General features: G+C 71.3%; 14 protein-coding genes. 3 read left to right on the top strand and 11 right to left on the bottom strand.

The annotated features are described in order from the left end of the window. Positions 1 to 31 precede the first annotated feature (31 nt). Together ACTWJ9_RS22660 and lepA are read right to left on the bottom strand one after the other, a co-directional pair. Complete coding sequence (locus ACTWJ9_RS22660) at positions 32 to 1,906, bottom strand: AMP-dependent synthetase/ligase (protein WP_279336100.1); 1,875 nt, start codon at positions 1,904 to 1,906, stop codon at positions 32 to 34. A 356-nt stretch (positions 1,907 to 2,262) separates the two neighbouring features. Further along, positions 2,263 to 4,131, bottom strand: coding sequence for a translation elongation factor 4 (gene lepA, locus ACTWJ9_RS22655; RefSeq protein ID WP_388702040.1), 1,869 nt, complete (start codon positions 4,129 to 4,131; stop codon positions 2,263 to 2,265). Positions 4,132 to 4,396: 265 nt separating this feature from the next. Between lepA and rpsT the strand changes: the two genes are divergently transcribed. Next, complete coding sequence (gene rpsT / locus ACTWJ9_RS22650; RefSeq protein ID WP_279336098.1) at positions 4,397 to 4,663, top strand: 30S ribosomal protein S20; 267 nt, start codon at positions 4,397 to 4,399, stop codon at positions 4,661 to 4,663. A 258-nt stretch (positions 4,664 to 4,921) separates the two neighbouring features. On the opposite strand, the gene holA is transcribed toward rpsT, so the two are convergent. The 4 genes from holA to ACTWJ9_RS22630 form a co-directional block, all read right to left on the bottom strand. Then, on the bottom strand, positions 4,922 to 5,911 hold the full coding sequence (gene holA / locus ACTWJ9_RS22645) for a DNA polymerase III subunit delta (RefSeq protein ID WP_279336097.1): 990 nt from the start codon (positions 5,909 to 5,911) through the stop codon (positions 4,922 to 4,924). 69 nt (positions 5,912 to 5,980) lie between these two features. After that, complete coding sequence (locus ACTWJ9_RS22640; protein ID WP_279336096.1) at positions 5,981 to 6,226, bottom strand: hypothetical protein; 246 nt, start codon at positions 6,224 to 6,226, stop codon at positions 5,981 to 5,983. A 30-nt stretch (positions 6,227 to 6,256) separates the two neighbouring features. Continuing rightward, on the bottom strand, positions 6,257 to 7,189 hold the full coding sequence (locus ACTWJ9_RS22635) for an arylamine N-acetyltransferase family protein (protein ID WP_279336095.1): 933 nt from the start codon (positions 7,187 to 7,189) through the stop codon (positions 6,257 to 6,259). Between the two features lie 191 nt (positions 7,190 to 7,380). Further along, the gene (locus ACTWJ9_RS22630) at positions 7,381 to 7,989 is read right to left on the bottom strand and encodes a TetR/AcrR family transcriptional regulator (RefSeq protein WP_443294697.1); all 609 of its coding nucleotides are present in this window, start codon (positions 7,987 to 7,989) and stop codon (positions 7,381 to 7,383) included. Positions 7,990 to 8,058: 69 nt separating this feature from the next. Between ACTWJ9_RS22630 and ACTWJ9_RS22625 the strand changes: the two genes are divergently transcribed. Next, complete coding sequence (locus ACTWJ9_RS22625; protein ID WP_279336093.1) at positions 8,059 to 8,991, top strand: DMT family transporter; 933 nt, start codon at positions 8,059 to 8,061, stop codon at positions 8,989 to 8,991. A 375-nt stretch (positions 8,992 to 9,366) separates the two neighbouring features. Next, positions 9,367 to 9,654, top strand: a complete 288-nt coding sequence (locus ACTWJ9_RS22620) for a hypothetical protein (protein WP_279336092.1) — start codon at positions 9,367 to 9,369, stop codon at positions 9,652 to 9,654. A gap of 239 nt (positions 9,655 to 9,893) precedes the next feature. Here ACTWJ9_RS22620 and ACTWJ9_RS22615 read toward each other — a convergent pair whose 3' ends face one another. From ACTWJ9_RS22615 to leuS, 5 genes are all read right to left on the bottom strand, one after another. Next, the gene (locus tag ACTWJ9_RS22615) at positions 9,894 to 12,572 is read right to left on the bottom strand and encodes a ComEC/Rec2 family competence protein (RefSeq protein ID WP_443294696.1); all 2,679 of its coding nucleotides are present in this window, start codon (positions 12,570 to 12,572) and stop codon (positions 9,894 to 9,896) included. Continuing rightward, positions 12,569 to 13,675 carry a helix-hairpin-helix domain-containing protein gene (locus ACTWJ9_RS22610; protein WP_443294695.1) on the bottom strand — a complete coding sequence of 369 codons (1,107 nt, stop codon included), beginning with the start codon at positions 13,673 to 13,675 and terminating at the stop codon, positions 12,569 to 12,571. Before ACTWJ9_RS22610 ends, ACTWJ9_RS22615 begins: the two co-directional genes overlap by 4 nt. Positions 13,676 to 13,791: 116 nt before the next feature. Next, a complete protein-coding gene (locus tag ACTWJ9_RS22605; protein ID WP_279336089.1) occupies positions 13,792 to 14,637 on the bottom strand; it encodes a DegV family protein in 846 nt (281 codons plus the stop codon). Between the two features lie 95 nt (positions 14,638 to 14,732). After that, a complete protein-coding gene (locus ACTWJ9_RS22600; RefSeq protein WP_387039925.1) occupies positions 14,733 to 15,446 on the bottom strand; it encodes a hypothetical protein in 714 nt (237 codons plus the stop codon). A 234-nt stretch (positions 15,447 to 15,680) separates the two neighbouring features. Next, a complete protein-coding gene (leuS, locus tag ACTWJ9_RS22595; RefSeq protein ID WP_279336087.1) occupies positions 15,681 to 18,569 on the bottom strand; it encodes a leucine--tRNA ligase in 2,889 nt (962 codons plus the stop codon). Positions 18,570 to 19,122: the final 553 nt, after the last annotated feature.

Raw genomic sequence — 19,122 nt, 5'->3', positions numbered from 1 at the left:
GGCTCACGCCCCACGGGTCGCCCCGTACGGGTCACGCCTCCCGGGCGCCCGTGTACATCTCGTCGATGAGGTGCTTGTACTCGCGCTCCACCACCGGGCGCTTCAGCTTCAGGCTCGGGGTGATCTCTCCGTGCTCGATGTCGAGGTCACGCGGCAGGAGGCGGAACTTCTTGATGGTCTGCCAGCGCTGCAGGCCCTCGTTGAGCTGCTTGACGTAGCCGTCGACCATCTCGACCGTGGCGGGCGCGGCGACGATGTCCGCGTACGGCTTGCCGCCCAGGCCGTTCTCGGCCGCCCAGGCCGTGATCGCGATCTCGTCGAGGGCGATGAGGGCGGTGCAGTAGTTCCGGTCGGCGCCGTGCACCAGGATGTTGGAGACGTACGGGCACACCGCCTTGAACTGTCCCTCGACCTCGGCGGGCGCGATGTACTTGCCGCCGGACGTCTTGATGAGGTCCTTCTTGCGGTCGGTGATGCGCAGATAGCCGTCGGGCGACAGCTCGCCGATGTCGCCGGTGTGGAACCAGCCGTCGGACTCCAGCACCTCGGCGGTCTTCTCGGGGAGCCCGTGGTAGCCCTCCATGATGCCGGGGCCGCGCAGCAGGATCTCGCCGTCGTCGGCGATGCGGACCTCGGTGCCGGGCAGCGGCTTGCCGACGGTGCCGGTGCGGTAGGCCTCGCCCGGGTTGACGAAGGAGGCCGCGGAGGACTCGGTGAGGCCGTAGCCCTCCAGGATGTGGATGCCGGCGCCGGCGAAGAAGTAGCCGATGTCCGGGGCCAGGGCCGCCGAACCGGAGATGCAGGCGCGCAGGTTGCCGCCGAATGCCTCGCGGATCTTGGCGTAGACCAGCTTGTCGGCGATGCTGTGCTTCGCGGTGAGGCCGAAGGGGGCGCCGGCGGTGCCGGTGCGGCGGAAGTTGTCCTGCGTGGCCTTGGCATACTCGCGGGCGACCTCGGCGGCCCACTGGAAGATCTTGTACTTGGCGCCACCGCCCGCCCGTGCCTTGGCGGCGACCCCGTTGTAGACCTTCTCGAAGATGCGGGGCACGGCCGCCATGTAGGTCGGCCGCACCACCGGCAGATTCTCGATGATCTTGTCGACCCGGCCGTCGACCGCGGTGACGTGGCCGACCTCGATGTGGCCGGAGGTGAGCACCTTGCCGAAGACGTGCGCGAGCGGCAGCCACAGGTACTGCACGTCGTCGCCGTCGAGCAGGCCGGTGGCGGCGATCGCCTTCGCCATGTACGACCAGTTGTCGTGCGGCAGGCGCACGCCCTTGGGGCGGCCGGTGGTGCCGGAGGTGTAGATGAGGGTGGCCAGCTGGTCCTTGGTGATCGCGGCGACCCGCTCCTTGACCAGCCCGGCGTCCTTCTCCAGCCGGGCCGCGCCACGGCGCTCCAGCTCGGCCAGGCTGATCACCCAGTCGTCGGTCTCGACGCCGGTCGCGTCGATGACCACGACCTGGCCGAGCTGCGGCAGCTCGGCGCGCTTCGCGACCGCCTTGGCCACCTGCTCGGCGTTCTCCGCGATCAGCACCCGGCTGCCGGAGTCCGACAGGATGTACGCGGACTCGTCGAGGTTCGTCTGCGGGTAGACCGTGCTGGTGGCGGCGCCCGCGCACATGATGCCGAGGTCGGCGAGGATCCACTCGACCCGGGTGGCGGACGCGAGCGCGACCCGCTCCTCCGGCTGCACGCCCAGCTCGATCAGACCGGCCGCGATGGCGTCGACCCGCTGGGCGGCCTCGGCCCAGGTCAGCGACTTCCAGCCGTCGGGGCCCTCGCCGGTGGCGGACGGGACGGGATAGCGGTACGCCTCGGCGTCCGGTGTGGCGGCGACACGCTCCAGGAAGAGGGTCGCCACGCTCGGCGGCCGGTTCTCGATCAAAGTCAGTGTGTCGCTCAAGACGTCCTCCGGGGCCCGCAACGGTGCGGCTGGCTCAGATGTGACAGGTGTGCGGCTGGTGATCGTTTCGGGTGTCGGCTCGGTGTCGGCTGGTGATCGACTGGTTACGCTCGCATGACCTTGTTTAACTCATGAGTAACCGTCGGGCAGGGACAGAGTAGAGCCCGACCGGCGGCTTCGTAAGGGGCCACGGCCTGTCACTTCGCACAGAGGCCCCTTTGATCCACTGTTTTGATCCACTGTGACGACCGATGCGCGGGGGCCCGACGCGCCTGCGCGCGTCGGGCCCCTCTCCGTCCGGCTCGCGGGGTGTCTTGGCACCCTCGGTGACTCCGGTTGTTTCTTGTTACTCCTTGTTACTTCTTGCCCTTGCCCGACCCCGCGCTCTCGTCGCTGGAGAGGACGGCGATGAAGGCCTCCTGCGGGACCTCCACGGAACCCACCATCTTCATCCGCTTCTTGCCCTCCTTCTGCTTCTCCAGCAGCTTGCGCTTGCGCGAGATGTCACCGCCGTAGCACTTGGCGAGGACGTCCTTGCGGATGGCGCGGACGGTCTCGCGGGCGATCACCCGGGAGCCGATGGCGGCCTGGACGGGCACCTCGAAGCCCTGCCGCGGGATCAGCTCCCGCAGCTTGGCGACGAGCCGCACGCCGTACGCGTACGCCTGGTCCTTGTGGGTGATCACCGAGAAGGCGTCCACCTTGTCGCCGTGCAGCAGGATGTCGACCTTGACCAGGCTGGAGGACTGCTCGCCCGTGGGCTCGTAGTCCAGCGAGGCGTAGCCGCGGGTCTTGGACTTCAGCTGGTCGAAGAAGTCGAAGACGATCTCCGCGAGCGGCAGCGTGTAGCGGATCTCGACCCGGTCCTCGGAGAGGTAGTCCATGCCGAGCAGGGTGCCGCGCCGGGTCTGGCACAGCTCCATGATCGCGCCGATGAACTCGGTGGGCGCGAGGATCGTGGCCCGTACCACCGGCTCGAAGACCTTGTCGATCTTCCCCTCGGGGAACTCGCTCGGGTTGGTGACGATGTGCTCGGCGCCGTCCTCCATGTTCACGCGGTACACCACGTTGGGCGCGGTGGCGATCAGGTCGAGCCCGAACTCGCGCTCGAGGCGCTCACGGATCACGTCGAGGTGCAGCAGGCCCAGGAAGCCCACGCGGAAGCCGAACCCGAGGGCCGCGGACGTCTCCGGCTCGTAGACCAGGGCCGCGTCGTTGAGCTGGAGCTTGTCCAGCGCGTCGCGCAGCAGGGGGTAGTCGGAGCCGTCCATCGGGTACAGGCCGGAGAAGACCATGGGCTTGGGCTCCTTGTAGCCGCCCAGCGCCTCCTCGGCCCCCTTGTGCTGGCTGGTGATGGTGTCACCGACCTTGGACTGGCGGACGTCCTTCACGCCGGTGATGAGGTAGCCCACCTCGCCGACGCCCAGGCCGTCGGAGGACAGCATCTCCGGCGAGTTCGTACCGATCTCCAGCAGCTCGTGCGTCGCGCCCGTGGACATCATCCGGATGCGCTCACGCTTGTTGAGCTGGCCGTCGATGACCCGGACGTACGTCACCACACCGCGGTACGAGTCGTACACCGAGTCGAAGATCATCGCGCGGGCCGGGGCGTCCTTGACGCCGACCGGGGCGGGGATGTCGGCGACCGCCCGGTCGAGCAGCGCCTCGACGCCGAGCCCGGTCTTGGCGGACACCTTCAGCACGTCGTCGGGCTCGCAGCCGACCAGGTTGGCGAGCTCCTCGGCGAACTTCTCGGGCTGCGCGGCCGGCAGGTCGATCTTGTTGAGCACCGGGATGATCGTGAGGTCGTTCTCCATCGCCAGGTACAGGTTGGCGAGGGTCTGCGCCTCGATGCCCTGAGCGGCGTCCACCAGCAGGATCGTGCCCTCGCAGGCGGCGAGCGACCGCGACACCTCGTAGGTGAAGTCGACGTGCCCCGGCGTGTCGATCATGTTGAGGATGTGCGTGCTGCCCTTGTCGTGAGTGGGCGCCCACGGCAACCTCACCGCCTGGGACTTGATCGTGATGCCGCGCTCACGCTCGATGTCCATGCGGTCGAGGTACTGGGCACGCATCTGCCGCTGCTCGACCACACCGGTCAGCTGGAGCATCCGGTCGGCGAGCGTGGACTTGCCGTGGTCGATGTGCGCGATGATGCAGAAGTTGCGGATCAGAGCCGGGTCGGTACGGCTCGGCTCGGGCACGTGGCTGGGGGTCGCGGGCACGCAGGGTCCTGATTCTTGAGGCGTCCGCAGTGTCTGCGGTCTCGGGTCGGATCGATACGTAGCTTCCATCGTCCCACGGGTGCGGGGTGAGCTCCTCCGGACGGCGTCCCCCGGGTGGGCCGCGGGACGGGTTTGGGCCGCCGATCGGGCCGCTGGTAGTGTGGGGAGCTGTGTCTCTTGCCCTCCCGGCACGGGGCACCGTCGGAAAGCAATCACCGGCGCGGGACCCCTGCGGCCCCGTGCCAGAACCTGTAGAGGCTCATTCGTGGCGAACATCAAGTCCCAGATCAAGCGGAACAAGACCAACGAGAAGGCCCGGCTGCGCAACAAGGCCGTCAAGTCCTCTCTGAAGACCGCGATCCGCAAGGCTCGCGAGGCCGTCGCCGCGGGTGACGCCGAGAAGGCCGCCGAGTACCAGCGCGTCGCCGCGCGTCAGCTCGACAAGGCCGTCTCCAAGGGCGTCATCCACAAGAACCAGGCCGCCAACAAGAAGTCGGCGCTGGCGCTGAAGGTCGCGTCCGTCAAGGGCTGAACCACTCTTTGATCTGATCGCCGGAAGGACCCGGGCGGGCCCTCTCTCTCCGCCCCCGACCGGCACCCCGAGCTCGTACGCGGCCTGCGTTCGCCACGCGGGTACGAGCTCCGTGCTTCGACCGAGGACCCCGTCCGTCCACCCTTCCCCCGGGTGACGGGCGGGGTCCTCGGTCTGTGGGGGCCGGGCGGCCGGTGGGGCCGACGCCGGCAGGGCGCCCGGGGACACACCCGGCAGGACACCCGGTGGGCAGCGGCCCTACGCCCGTCCCCGCGACCGCGCCGCGCGCGCGATGGTGACGACCGCCTTCTCCAGGGCGTACTCCGGGTCGTCCCCGGCGCCCTTGACCCCGGCGTCCGCCTCGGCCACGGCCCGCAGCGCCACGGACACGCCGTCCGGGGTCCAGCCCCGCATCTGCTGCCGCACCCGGTCGATCTTCCACGGCGGCATGCCCAACTCCCGCGCCAGATCGGCCGGTCTGCCGCCGCGCGCCGACAGCAGCTTCCCGATGCCCCGTACGCCCTGGGCCAGCGCGCTGGTGATCAGCACCGGCGCCACCCCCGTCGCCAGCGACCAGCGCAGCGCCTCCAGCGCCTCCGTCGCCCGTCCCTCCACCGCGCGGTCGGCGACCGTGAAGCTCGACGCCTCGGCCCGCCCGGTGTAGTACCGGCCGACGACCGCCTCGTCGATCGTCCCCTCGATGTCCGCCGCCAGCTGGGACACCGCCGAGGCCAGCTCCCGCAGATCACTGCCGAGGGCGTCGACCAGCACCTGGCACGCCTCCGGTGTGGCCGATCTCCCGACGGCCCGGAACTCGCCCCGCACGAAGGCCAGCCGGTCGGCCGGCTTCGTCATCTTCGGACAGGCCACCTCCCGCGCGCCCGCCTTGCGCGCCGCGTCGAGCAGCCCCTTGCCCTTGGCGCCGCCCGCGTGCAGCAGGATCAGGGTGATCTCCTCGGCGGGCGCCCCGAGATACGCCTTCACGTCCTTGACGGTGTCGGCCGACAGGTCCTGCGCGTTGCGTACGACCACGACCTTGCGTTCGGCGAAGAGCGACGGACTGGTCAGCTCGGCGAGGGTGCCGGGCTGGAGCTGGTCCGGGGTGAGGTCCCGTACGTCCGTGTCGGCGTCGGCGGCCTTCGCGGCATCCACCACCTCCCGCACGGCACGGTCGAGCAGGAGGTCCTCCTGGCCCACGGCGAGCGTCACCGGGACGAGAGGGTCGTCTTGAGCTGTCTTCCTGGCCATCGCGACAAGCATCCCACGCACCACCGACAGCGACGGTTCCCGGCGCCGCGGTGCCGCGGTGCCGCAGGGTCAGGGCTCCTCCCGCCAGCCCTCCCACTCCGCCGCGAACTCGTCCAGTGCTCCGGGGTCCAGCCGCTGCCCCTCGTCGCGCAGGACGACGAGCCACTGGGCGTCCTCGGCGTCGTCCTCACCGGCCAGCGCGTCCCGGACGAGCCGCGGCTCCTCGTCGACACCGAAGCGCTCCCCGAGCGCCTCCGCCACCTCCTCCGCGGCATCCCGGTCGGGCAGCACCAGCACATGTCTCACATCGCTCACGGCAGCCATTAAAAACCCCACTGGCCCCGATCAGCTGGCCTGGTGGGGATTTCTCACAGCCGGCACCTGGGCGAGGCGGATTCCGAACCGGTCCCGGTAGAACGCGAGCACCTCCTCGTCCGTCCCCAACTCCCGCTCCTCACGCGTACCGTCCCCCGCTGTCGCTGTGACCTTGCGGCTGCTGAGCGTGATCCTCCCTCCGTCCTCGGTGGCCCGTGAGCAGACGAGTGACCGCGTGAAATGCGACTGCGGCGAGGTGCTGTGCCACCACGCCCCGCCCACGAAGTCGCCGAGCACCCTCGGGCGCTGCTCCAGCCGGTACACCCGCTTCCCGTCCCGCAGCACGTCCAGGTCCGCGACCGGGGCGATGTCCTGGACGTCACGGCCACCGCGCACCCCGGCCGCGTCGGGCACCACCTCGGCGATCCGGAACGTGCCCCCGGGGTCCTTCTGCTCCTCCCGCTCCCCGAACACCGGCGGCAACAGGAAGTGCGCCCCGAACCCGACATCGGCGAGCAGGTCGTCTCCGTCCGGGGTCCGTACCCGCAGGGCGAGATGGTCGTACGGGATGCCGAGCCGTCCTCCGTCGCCGTACACCCGCGCGGCGAGCAGGACGACCTCGTACCCGAGGGCGGTGAGCAAAGTGCCGAAGGCTCCGTTGAGTTCGTAGCAGAAGCCGCCCCGTCGGCCGCTGACCACCTTGTCCAGCAGCCGTTTCCCGTCGAGCACGATCTCCTCGCCGAGGTGGACCGAGAGGTTCTCGAAGGGCACGGCCCGCAGATGGCGCAAGTGCAGTTCGCGCAGCGCGTCGGCGGTGGGCCGGGCCGGCCGTTCGACGCCCAGTCGCCGCAGATAGGCATCAACCGCCGTCGCGTCCGGACCGGTGTCGGCGCCCGCTCGCGTGTCCGCGTTCGCTTCCTTGTCCGTGTCCACGTGTGTGTCGTCGCGCGCTGCTTCCCTCATGCCCTCAGTCTCGCGCACCCGCAACTCCCCTCCCCACCACCGAGCACCACGACCGACCCGTCCCGGTCCGTCACGGTCCGGCGCCCGGGTCGGTCGCCCGCGCCGAGCGCCGGGCCCCGGCCGTCAGTCCTCGCCGAAGGGCGGAACATCGCGCCGTTCCGGCTCTCGGAAGCGATCCTTCAGGCGTCGCCTCACCGCTTCACCGCGGAGTCCCCCACGGCGACAAGAAGAGCTTGCGCCTGTTCACGGGCATGGCTGATGGGGTCCGCGAAGACGTTCAGGCCGTGGGCGACGAGCGCTCCTTCGTGAAGCAGCATGAGCGTCCGGCTCAGACGGTCGGCCCCGACCTGATCCATGTCCCCGACGAGGTCGGTGAACAGGGCGAGCATCCACTGCTTCTGTTCGATGATGATCGGGTAGGCCGGGTGGGACGGGTCGCTGATCTCGGCGTGAGCGTTGACCATGCCGCATCCCTTGGAACTGTTCTTCTTCGCCCACGCGCGTGAGGCGTCGAAGACGGCCAGGACGCGCGCCGCAGACCCCGGCTGTGCCGCGTCGAGATACCGGGCGAGGAAGCCCCGCCAGCGTTCATCACGATCCGCGAGGTACTCCACGACGACCTGCTCCTTGGAACCGAACCGGTCGTAGAGGGTCTTCTTCGTCACCCCGGCCTCGGCGGCGATCAGGTCCACCCCGACGGCATGGACGCCGCGCTCGTAGAACAGCCTCGCGGCGGCCTCCAGGACGCGCCGTGCGGCAGGCGTCATCGTGATCCGTCGCGGTCTCTCGGCAATACCCATACCTCCACACCATACCGATCTGTATAGTGACTTGGCGGGTATACCGATCTGTTTACTGGAGGGCGAGACATGAACTTCCTGCTCTCGATCGCCTTCGTGCTCTGCTGGAGTTCCGGGTTCATCGGGGCCAAGCTCGGCGCGGGCAGTGCGTCCGCGGTCACGATCCTGATGTGGCGGTTCCTGCCGCTGGCCGTCGTCCTGATCGTCATCGCCACCACCTCCGGAACGTCGTGGCGGGGCCTCACGGTGCGGGATGTGGCCCGGCAGTCCATGATCGGCGCGCTGTCGCAGAGCGGCTACCTGCTCACCGTCTACTACGCGATTCAACTCGGGGTCTCCAGCGGCACCACAGCCCTGATCGACGGCGTCCAGCCCCTCGTCGCCGGAGTACTCGCCGGACCGTTGCTGCGTCAGTACGTCACGCGCAAGCAGTGGCTCGGCCTGTGCCTGGGGGTGAGCGGCGTCGCCCTTGTCACCATGGCCGATGCCGCGGCCGGCACCGGTGTGGCCCGGTGGGCCTATCTCGTCCCCTTCCTCGGCATGTTCTCGCTGGTGGCGGCCACGTTCCTCGAAAGCCGCTCCCGCGCGCGGGTCGCACCCTCGGTGTCGATGACCGTCCACTGCGCCACCAGTGCAGTCGTCTTCACGGCACTTGCCGTGAGCGCCGGAGTCGCGAAACCACCTGCTGAGCCCTCGTTCTGGGTCGCGATCACCTGGCTCGTGGCCTTGTCGACCTTCGGCGGGTACGGGCTGTACTGGCTCATCCTGAGGCGCTCCGGAGTCACCAAGGTCAACACGCTCATGTTCCTCATGGCCCCGGTCACAGCGGGCTGGGGAGCCTTCATGTTCGGTGAACCGTTCGGTCCGCAGACCGCTCTCGGTCTGGCCGTCGTCCTCTCAGCAGTCGTCATCGTTTATCGCGGTGATGCCTCATCCACCAGGGTGTGCGCGCGGGATACGGATGCGGGCAAGGCCGCAAGGCCGACCGAGTACGGCGCCTGACGCTTCTGAGAGCGGCGATCGCGACTGGAGCTGCCGATGAGGCGGCGAAGGAGCTCGGCGAGTCGACCACGTTCACGACTTCGGCAGCGTTTACTCACGACTTCGGAAAGCGGCCGGGGGCGGCGGCGTTCGAATCATTCGTGAGTTTCGGCAGCGCTGGACGCGGCAGAGCGTCTCGGACAGCCTGGCACAGCAGCACGACGACGGAGCATCCCTCGGGCTCGCCCGGCACCCCCTGAGCCGATGGGGGCGAGCATCGCAGCGGCGCCGTCCTCTGCGGCGATGCGGTGAGCGAGTTCGGCCGCGCGGCGGCGGTGGGCCGGCTCGGACAGCCTGGCTTCGCCGCTCCGGCCCAGGCGAAGGCCCAAGCGCCTGGTGGTTGAGGACCGCGGCAAGTACAAGGCCGGTCCCGGCCCGGTTCTGGGCCAGGCCGGCGTCGCCCGCTACGAGGATTTCCTCGGCATCGGCCATCGCATCGAGGGTCTGTTCGAGGACATGCCCGATTGGTCCGTTCACAGGCCCTTCTGGTGTGAGCCACATCAGCGAGGCATCACCGTTGCCGTTGCCGTCGTCGGTCCGGGGCCGGTGGCAGAAGCAGCCCGAGCGGTGACAGATGCGTTCACCCCGGCGCTGTTTCGCCAGGGTCGCGATGGCCATCGCTGAGCACACCGACATGAACGGCCCATGAAGGCTTTTACTGCCGCGCGCCGCGCTCTGGAAGAGGCTGCCCCCTCTCCACCGCTCAGGGCAGCGGCAGCCCGGCCGGCATCACGGCGTACATCGGAGAGTCCGGCGTCGACCGCCGTCGCGTCCGGACCGGCGTCGGTGCCCGCTTGTGTGCCCGCGTCCGGGCTCGGGTCGCTTCCTCGTCCGTGTCGTCGTGCGCGGCTCCCCTCATGCCCTCAGCGTCGCGCCACTCGTAGCTCTCCCCTCCCGTCCTCGTCGCCGAGCACCGCGATCGCGCCGTCGCGGTCTGTCCGCAGGACCGCGGTACCGGCGTTGCGGAGGGCGTCGAGCGTGGTGGGAGCCGGGTGGCCGTACGTGTTGTCGCGGCCCGCGGAGATCAGCGCCAGCCGGGGTGCCACCCGGCGCAGGAGGCCGGGATCCTGGAAGGACGAGCCGTGGTGGGCGACCTTCAGGATGTCGACGTCGGCCAGGCGCCCCGCGGCGGGTGATCTGGCCAGGGCCCGCTGGGCCGGGGGTTCCAGGTCGCCGAGCAGGAGCAGGCGCAGGCCCCCTGTCCGGACGAGCATGGCCACGCTGGCGTCGTTCGGGCCCTCCGGCTGCGGGGTCCAGGACTGCGGGGCCGTGGGCGCTGCGGGCTGCCGGGGGCTCAGTGGGGGCCACACCACCTCCCAGGACAGGTCCCCCGTGCGCCGCCGCTCCCCGGCGACGGCACGCGTCATCGGCAGGTGCCGGTCGGCCGCGAGACGGCGTACGAAGCGGGCCTGGTCGGCAGGTTCCTCCAGTCCCGTGATCGCGATCTCGCCCACCAAGCGGCCGCGCAGCACACCGGGCAGGCCCGCCACATGGTCGGCGTGGAAGTGGGTCAGCACGACCAGCGGGACGCGGGTGATGCCGAGGGAGCGCAGGCAGCGGTCCACCAGGGCCGGGTCCGGGCCGGCGTCCACGACCACCCCGGTGTCCTCGCCCGCCGCCAGCACCATCGCGTCGCCCTGGCCCACGTCGCACATCACCAGCCGCCAGCCCGGCGGCGGCCAGCCCGTGACCACCCGGGTCAGCGGCGGCGGCCGCACCACCAGGAGCACCAGGAGCAGCGCGCAGACCGCGCACCACCAGGGGTGCCCCAGCAGCCTCCGGCCGGCCAGCAGCACGACCGGGGTGAGCGCCCCGAGCAGTGCCGCCCCGGCCCAGCCGCCCGGCCAGTCGATTCCGGCGCCGGGCAGCGCGGCCCCGGTCCGGGCGATCTGCGCGATCCACTCCGCGGGCCAGCTCGCGCACCAGGCGAGCGCCTTCGCCAGCGGTATCGCCGGCAGGGCGGTGGCCAGCGCCAGGAAGCCCAGCACGGTGGCCGGTGCGAGCGCGAACTCGGCGAGGAGGTTGCACGGCACCGCCACCAGGCTCACCCGCGCCGACAGGACGACGACCACCGGCGCGCACACCGCCTGCGCGGCACCCGCGGCGGCCAGCGCCTCCGCGAGCCGTGGCGGCACTCCGCGCCGTCGCAGTCCGGTGCTCCAGCGCGGGGCGAGCGTGAGCAGGGCGCCGGTGGCCAGCACGGAGAGCAGGAAGCCGTAGGTGCGGGCCAGCCACGGGTCGTAGAGCACCAGCAGCAGGACGGCCGTCGCCAGCGCCGGGATCAGCGATCTGCGGCGGCCGGTGGCGAGCGCGAGCAGGGCGACGGACCCGCAGGCCGCGGCCCGCAGCACACTCGGATCCGGCCGGCACACGACGACGAACCCGAGCGAGATCACCCCGCCGAGCAGCGCGGTCGTCCGCAGCGGGATGCCGAGGCGCGCGGCCAGACCACGGCGCTCGGCATACTGCGCCAGGCCCGGCGGGCCGAGGAGCAGGGCGAGGAGGATGGTGAAGTTGGCACCGGAGACGGCCAGCGTGTGGGTGAGGTCGGTCTCTCTGAACGCCTCTTCGAGTTCCGGGGTGACGCGTGCGGTGTCGCCGACGACCAGCCCCGGCAGCAGGGCCCGCGCGTCCGTCGACAGCCCGTCGGTCGCCGTCCTCAGTCCGGCCCGCAGCCGCCCCGCCAGCCGTTGTGGCCCCGTCGGCTCCCCCACCGTCTCCGGTCCGTCCCGGCCCTTGACCCGCAGCACGGCCGCGAACCGGTCACCGCCCGCCGTCGCGGGCGCGAGCCGGGCCTCGATCCGCAGCCGGGTGGACGGCAGCAGTCCGAGCCACGGTGAACGTTTCCCGGCAGGGCGTGCGCGTCCCTCCGGCGTACCGTCCCCGGCCGGACGCGCGTCGACCATCATCAGCACCGGGGCCCGGGTCGCCACCGCCGATCCGACCCCGGCCTGCCCTGCCCGCTCCACCCGCCGCACGTCGGCCTCGATGAGCACCGTCGTCGGGGCCGGTCGGCCGGTGCCGGTCCTGGGCCGGGTCAGGCGGGGGTCGGAGGTGATCTCGACCTCGGCCGTCACGGCGGCGTACTCCCGCGCCAGCTCCGGTACCGGGCCCCGCCGCAGATCCGCGCCGTGCAGCCCCGCCGAGCAGGCGGCAGCGGCGACGCAGAGCAGTACCGCGACTCCGGAGACGCGTACGTGTCCCTGCCCCGTACGTCCCTGTCCCCTACGTCCCCGTCCCGCAGGTCCCGGTCCCGCTCTGCGGTTTCGCAGGGCGAGGAGGACGGTGGCCAGTGCCAGGGACGCGATCACGGTGCCCAGCACCCGGTCGGGCGGGGCGTGCAGCATCACCGCCGCCGTGATCCAGGCCGCCAGCGCGGGCGGTACGAGCCGCAGGTCGGCCGGTCCCTCCTGGCGCGGGTGGGAGGCGCCGAGCCGCTTCCCGGAGGAGGCGTGCACGGGCAGCCGGGTGGCGGGTTCCGTGAGGGCGGGTTCTGTGAGGGCGGGTTCCGTGAGGGCGGGCCTCGTCCTCCGGCTGCTCATGGCCGCACGAGGTTCCGCAGGTCCGCGAAGCGGCGGTCGCCGATGCCGTTTACTTCCCGTAGTTCGTCCACCGAGCGGAAACCGCCGTTCCGGGTGCGGTGCTCGATGATGTGCCGGGCCAGCACGGGGCCGACGCCGGGGAGGGTCTCGAGCTGCTCCGACGTGGCGGTGTTGAGGGACACCGGTGCCGTGGGTCCGGCTCCCGCCGTTCCGGCCGGACCGCCCGGCACGGGCCCCGGCCCTGCCGCCGGTGCCGGGCCGCCGACGATCACCTGCTCGCCGTCCACGAGGAAGCGGGCCCGGTTGAGGCCGTCGGTCTTGGTCCCGGGGCGTACTCCGCCCGCCGCCCGCAACGCGTCCGCGACCCGTGAGCCGGCCGGGAGGCGGTGGACGCCCGGGTCACGCACCTTGCCGCCGACGTCGACCACGATCTCGGGGACCGCCGTCCCCGCAGGATCCGTGCCGGCGGGTTCGCCGGCTCCGGCCGGGGCGGTCGGCCGGTTCTCGTCGTGGGGCACGGCCGCCCCCACCACCTCCGGTGCCCGCACCGGCTGGGTCCGTCCGCCCCAGAAGTGCTGTACGGCGAACCCCACCACCACCATGAGCAGCACCGACAGCGCGATCACGCTCCGCCGTTCCAGCCCGCACCGCGTCCGCACCCACAGCGGCAGCCGCTCCCGCAGGGCGAGCACCGTCCGGCCGGCCGGCCGCCACTCCCCCGCAGCCGACGGGTCCGGATCCGCCACCAGGTCCGGGTCCACCCTGCTGGAAGCCGCCGAGTGCGGGAACGCCTCCCGCGTCCGCACGTCCGCCGGGTCCGGGCCCGCGCCTCTCACGGCCCAGCGCGGCACGACCCTGGCGCCCCTGATGTCCTGGACGCCCCCGCCCCGCTCCCCGAACAGCGCCTCCGCCCGGCGCCGAAGCTCTTCCGCCGAGGCGTCACGGTCCCGGTGCCGGTGCTCGTGCCGCACCCGTCCGGCGCCGGAGCGGGATCCCGTCCCGGCGGCGGACGGCCTGCGGTGGCGGGCGCGGCCGTCGGAGGCGGGTGCACGGCCCGGCCCGCTGGTCGCGGTCGCCGTGTGTGAACGTGATCGAAGTGCCATGCCGGGAATGATCGGGCAGATCGCCGCATCCGCGATGATCTTGCTTGATTCCGGTGGACTACCGGCCGGTTGTGGACAACTCCGTCACCCTGACACGCCGCCCCGGCAGCAGCCCCTCACCGGGTCGAGACCACGACCCCCAGCAGGCCGGGTCCCGTGTGCGCGCCGATCACCGCGCCGACCTCGCTGACGTGCAGGTCGGCCAGGCCGGGCAGCCGCGTGCGCAGCCGGTCCGCGAGGGCCGACGCGCGGTCCGGTGCGGCGAGGTGGTGGACGGCGACGTCGACCTCGGCGGCGCCCGCCCGCTCGGCCGCGATCTCCTCCAGGCGGGCGATGGCCCTCGACGCCGTGCGCACCTTCTCCAGGGGTTCGATACGGCCGCCCGCCAGCTGGAGCAGCGGCTTCACGGCGAGCGCCGAGCCCAGCAGGGCCTGCGCGGCCCCGATGCGTCCGCCGCGGCGCAGATAGTCCAGGGTGTCGACGTAGAAGTACGCGGAGGTGCCCGCCGCCCGCTTCTCCGCGGCCGTGACCGCGTCGTCCGCGGTGCCGCCCGCCTCCGCGGTCCGTGCGGCGGCGAGGGCGCAGAATCCGAGCGCCATGGTGATCATGCCGGTGTCCACCACCCGCACCGGCACCGGCGCCTCACGCGCCGCGACGACCGCCGCGTCGTAGGTGCCGGAGAGTTCGGCGGAGAGGTGGAGGGAGACGATGCCGGTGGCGCCGGACTCGGCGGCCTTGCGGTAGGTCTCGGCGAAGACCTCGGGGCCGGGCCGGGACGTCGTCACCGGACGCCGTTTCTGCAGCGCCTCGGCGAGGGAGCGGGTGGAGATCTCGGTGCCCTCTTCCAGCGCGCGGTCCCCCAGGACCACGGTCAGGGGAACCGCGGTGATGCCGTGCCGCTCCATCGTCCGGGCCGGAAGGTAGGCCGTTGAATCGGTGATGATGGCGACATGGCGGGACATGGGCTGGAGGTTACCTGGCGTACGGCCTCCTCGGCAGCCCGGACCGGCGTGCCGGGCGGGACCGTGTCCGGATCACGGCGACCGGAACGACCGGATCAAGTGGTGCTCTCCGGACGGGGCTTCTTCTGCCAGGGGTAGGTGAGGCGCGGTCCGGGCGGGGTGATGGCGGGGCGGGCCGGTCCGGCTGCCGGGGCGTCCTCGGCCGTTGCCGCGGGCCGGGGCGGGGACGCGGCGGAGGCGGACGCCGGGGCGGACTGCTGCTCGGTGGTCGTCCAGTGCCGCAGGGCTCCGGTCTCCATGTCGATCTGGCTGCTCAGGGAGTCGAGGTCGTCGTCCGCGAAGTGGCGGGCGCGGTCGCGGGCCGCCCAGCGCAGGGAGTCCGCCGACCGCGTGATGCGGTGGGTACGCTCGCGCAGTTCGGGCAGCCGCCTGCCGAGGCTGCCGCGGTCCGGCTCGGACTCCAGGCGCCTGAGTTCGCCCTCCAGTTCGTGCCCGTGCGCGCTGAGCCGCTCGAAGAGGGTGAGGGACTCCTTGAGGGACTGGTCCTCGGTGGCGCCGGCCTCCAGCGCGTCCTGGGTGGCCCGCATGGACGTACGCAGGGTGAGCCGGAGTTGGGCGATCTCGCCGGCCGGGCCGGACTGGGCGAAGGACTTGACCTTCAGGGTGTGGTCCTCGACCGTGCGGCGGGCCTGGGTGATGTGCCGGTCCGCACTGCGCTTGGCGGCTCCGACGGCCTTCACGGTGGCATACGCGCCGAGCACGACGAAGAGCACGAAGAGCAGGGCCAACACTGCGATCACTGCTTCCACGAGACTCCTCCTCCGGGCCCTTGGGCCTGCCGCCGCACACACCGCGCCGCTCTTCAAAGGTAAACGCAACGGGCAGGTCCGGAGTTCCGGAAGAACCCCGAACCTGCCCGTAGGGGAGTACCCCGAGCCCACCGTTTTGCAACCCCGCAGCCCGACCGGTCGGTAGCAGCCCGGCCGACCCGTAGCGGGCCGGCCCGCAACTCTAAGGCGTCACAGCGTCACCGCGTCACAGCGTCACGCCGGAACGATGTTCACCAGCTTCGGTGCCCGCACGATCACCTTGCGGATCCCGGCCCCGCCCAGCGCCGCGACGACCCTCTCGTCGGCCAGCGCCACCTTCTCCAGCTCCTCCTCGGAGATCGACGGCGACACCTCCAGGCGGGCCTTGACCTTGCCCTTGACCTGGACCACGCAGGTGACGGCCTCGTCGACCACGTACGCCGGGTCGGCGACCGGGAAGTCCCGGTGGACGACCGAGTCGGTGTGGCCCAGCGCGCGCCACAGCTCCTCCGCGATGTGCGGGGCCAGCGGCGCCACCAGCAGCACCAGGGACTCGGCGACCGGACGCGGCACCGCACCCCCCTGCTTGGTCAGGTGGTTGTTCAGCTCGGTGACCTTGGCGATGGCGGTGTTGAAGCGCATGCCCTCCAGGTCCTGGCGCACCCCGTCGATCGCCTTGTGCAGGGCGCGCAGGCTCTCCTCACCGGGCTCGGTGTCGACGACGGTGACCTCGCCGGTGTTCTCGTCGACGATGTTGCGCCACAGCCGCTGCAGCAGCCGGAACTGACCGACCACCGCACGGGTGTCCCACGGCCGCGACACGTCCAGCGGGCCCATCGCCATCTCGTACAGGCGCAGGGTGTCGGCCCCGTACTCGGCGCAGATCTCGTCCGGAGTGACCGCGTTCTTCAGGGACTTGCCCATCTTGCCCAGCAGCCGGGAGACCTTCTCGCCCTGGTAGTAGTAGGCGCCCTCGTGCTCCTCCACCTCGGCGGCCGGTACCGCGATGCCGCGGCTGTCGCGGTAGACGTAGGCCTGGATCATGCCCTGGTTGTACAGCTTGTGGAACGGCTCCGCCGACGAGACGTGGCCCAGGTCGTGCAGCACCTTGGACCAGAAACGCGCGTACAGCAGGTGCAGGACGGCGTGCTCGGCACCGCCGACGTACAGGTCGACACCGCCGTGCGGCATGCCCTCGCGCGGGCCCATCCAGTACTGCTCGATCTCCGGGTCGACCAGCTTCTCGCTGTTGTGCGGGTCCAGGTAGCGCAGCTCGTACCAGCAGGAACCGGCCCAGTTGGGCATGGTGTTGGTCTCGCGCCGGTACCGGCGCGGACCGCGGCCGTCGCCCAGGTCCAGGGTGACGTGGACCCAGTCCTCGTTGCGCGACAGCGGCGTCTCGGGCCGGCTGTCGGCGTCGTCGGGGTCGAAGGTGCGCGGGGAGTAGTCCTCGACCTCGGGCAGTTCCAGCGGCAGCATCGACTCGGGCAGCGCGTGGGCGGTGCCGTCCTCGTCGTAGACGATCGGGAAGGGCTCGCCCCAGTAGCGCTGGCGGCTGAACAGCCAGTCGCGCAGCCGGAAGTTGACGGTGCCCTCGCCGATGCCCCGGCGCTCCAGCCACTCGGTGATGCGCGCCTTGGCCTCGACGACGCCCAGACCGTCCAGGCTCACCTCGTCGTTGGACGAGTTGATGATCTTCGCGTCGTACGACGCGAAGGCGTCCTCCCAGGTGGCGGTGTCCGTGCCGCGACCGTCCGTCGGCTCGACGATGCAGTGGATCGGCAGTTCGAAGGCGCGCGCGAACTCGAAGTCGCGCTGGTCACCGGCGGGGACGGCCATGATCGCGCCGGTGCCGTAGCCCATCAGGACGTAGTCGGCGATGAAGACGGGCACCTGCTCGCCGTTGACCGGGTTGGTCGCGTAGGAGCCGGTGAAGACGCCGGTCTTGTCCTTGGCCTCGGCCTGCCGCTCCACGTCGGACTTGGAGGCGGCCTGCGCGCGGTAGGCGGCGACGGCCTCGGCCGGGGTGGCGTGGCCGCCGGTCCAGACGTCGTGGGTGCCCTCGGGCCAGGTGGCCGGGGTGAACTTCTCGACCAGCGGGTGCTCGGGGGCCAGCACCATGTAGGTGGCGCCGAACAGGGTGTCGGGTCGGGTGGTGAAGACGGTGATGTTCTCGCCGTCGATGGGGAAGTCGACGCGGGCGCCCTCGGAGCGGCCGATCCAGTTACGCTGCTGCAGTTTGATGGCCTCGGGCCAGTCCAGGGCGTCCAGGTCCGCCAGCAGCCGCTCGGCGTAGGCGGTGATGCGCATGTTCCACTGGCGCAGCTTCGCCTTGAAGACCGGGAAGTTGCCGCGCTCGGAGCGGCCCTCGGCGGTGACCTCCTCGTTGGCCAGTACGGTGCCCAGGCCGGGGCACCAGTTGACCGGCGCGTCGGAGGCGTAGGCCAGCCGGAACCCGCCCAGGACGTCGGCGCGCTCGGCCTCGCTCAGTTCGCTCCACGCGCGCGCGTGGCCCGGTACGGGGCGCTCACCGGACTCGAACTCGGCGATCAGCTCGGTGATCGGGCGGGCCCGGTCGGCCTTGTCGTCGTACCAGGAGTTGAAGATCTGCAGGAAGATCCACTGGGTCCACTTGTAGTACTCCGGGTCGATCGTGGCGAACGACCGGCGCCGGTCGTGGCCCAGGCCCAGCCGGCGCAGCTGGGCCTTCATGTTCTCGATGTTGGCCTCGGTGGACACCCGCGGGTGCGTGCCGGTCTGCACGGCGTACTGCTCGGCGGGCAGCCCGAAGGCGTCGAAGCCCAGGGTGTGCAGGACGTTGTGGCCGGTCATGCGCTGGAACCGGGCGGAGACGTCGGTGGCGATGTAGCCCAGGGGGTGGCCGACGTGCAGTCCCGCACCGGAGGGGTAGGGGAACATGTCCATGATGAACTTCTTGGGCCGGGCGACCAGCTCCGGGTCGTCCGCCAGGTCACCGCTCGGGTTGGGCGCGTCGTAGGTGCCCTCGGCGTCCCAGAAGTCCTGCCAGCGTGCCTCGATCTCGGCCGCCAGAGCGGCCGTGTAGCGGTGCGGCGCGGCCTCCGCCGACACAGGGGCGGTGGCCGCGGGGTTCGTCTCGCTCATGATCCTCAAAGCTCCATCGATCGTCTGCGCCTTCGGCTGCGGCATTTCAGGCCTTCAGGCCCTTGGGCTTCCGGGCCCTCAGGCCTCCGGAAATGAAAAATCCCCTCGCACAGGAGGGGACGCCGCGCCGATTCCGACCACCTGGTACGACCGTGGTCGGGACTGATCAGCGCGGCTCGCTAAGCAGAAGGCGTACGGCACGCATGGCGTCAGGGTACCGCAGGCCCGCGGCGCGCCGCGACGCGCCTTTCGGGCCCACGGGGCCGCCGAGGACCGGTGACGGACCCGCAGCGAGGCCCTCCACCCCACCGACATTCCTGAATTTCGGTCAAAGATTACTTCGCGTACCGCCCCCTATGGGGCATCCTTCCGGCCTGATCGTCCTTTGATAACAGCGCAATAACTCAAACCTGTACTCCCCGGTACGCAGGAGGTTTAGAGTGCGGCCCGGGACCGCTTCTCCCGAACGTTCGGAGTTCCCCCATGAACCTTCGTCCAGACAGCAGCCCACCGCCCATTCAGGGCCGGTCGGCTGCCGGTCGGTCGTACCCGC

This window comes from Streptomyces sp. GDS52 (assembly GCF_052246875.1).
GTDB classification, from domain to species: domain Bacteria; phylum Actinomycetota; class Actinomycetes; order Streptomycetales; family Streptomycetaceae; genus Streptomyces; species Streptomyces cathayae.
Note: the sequence above shows the minus strand (reverse complement) of the source record. Positions and strands in the feature narration are given on the sequence as shown.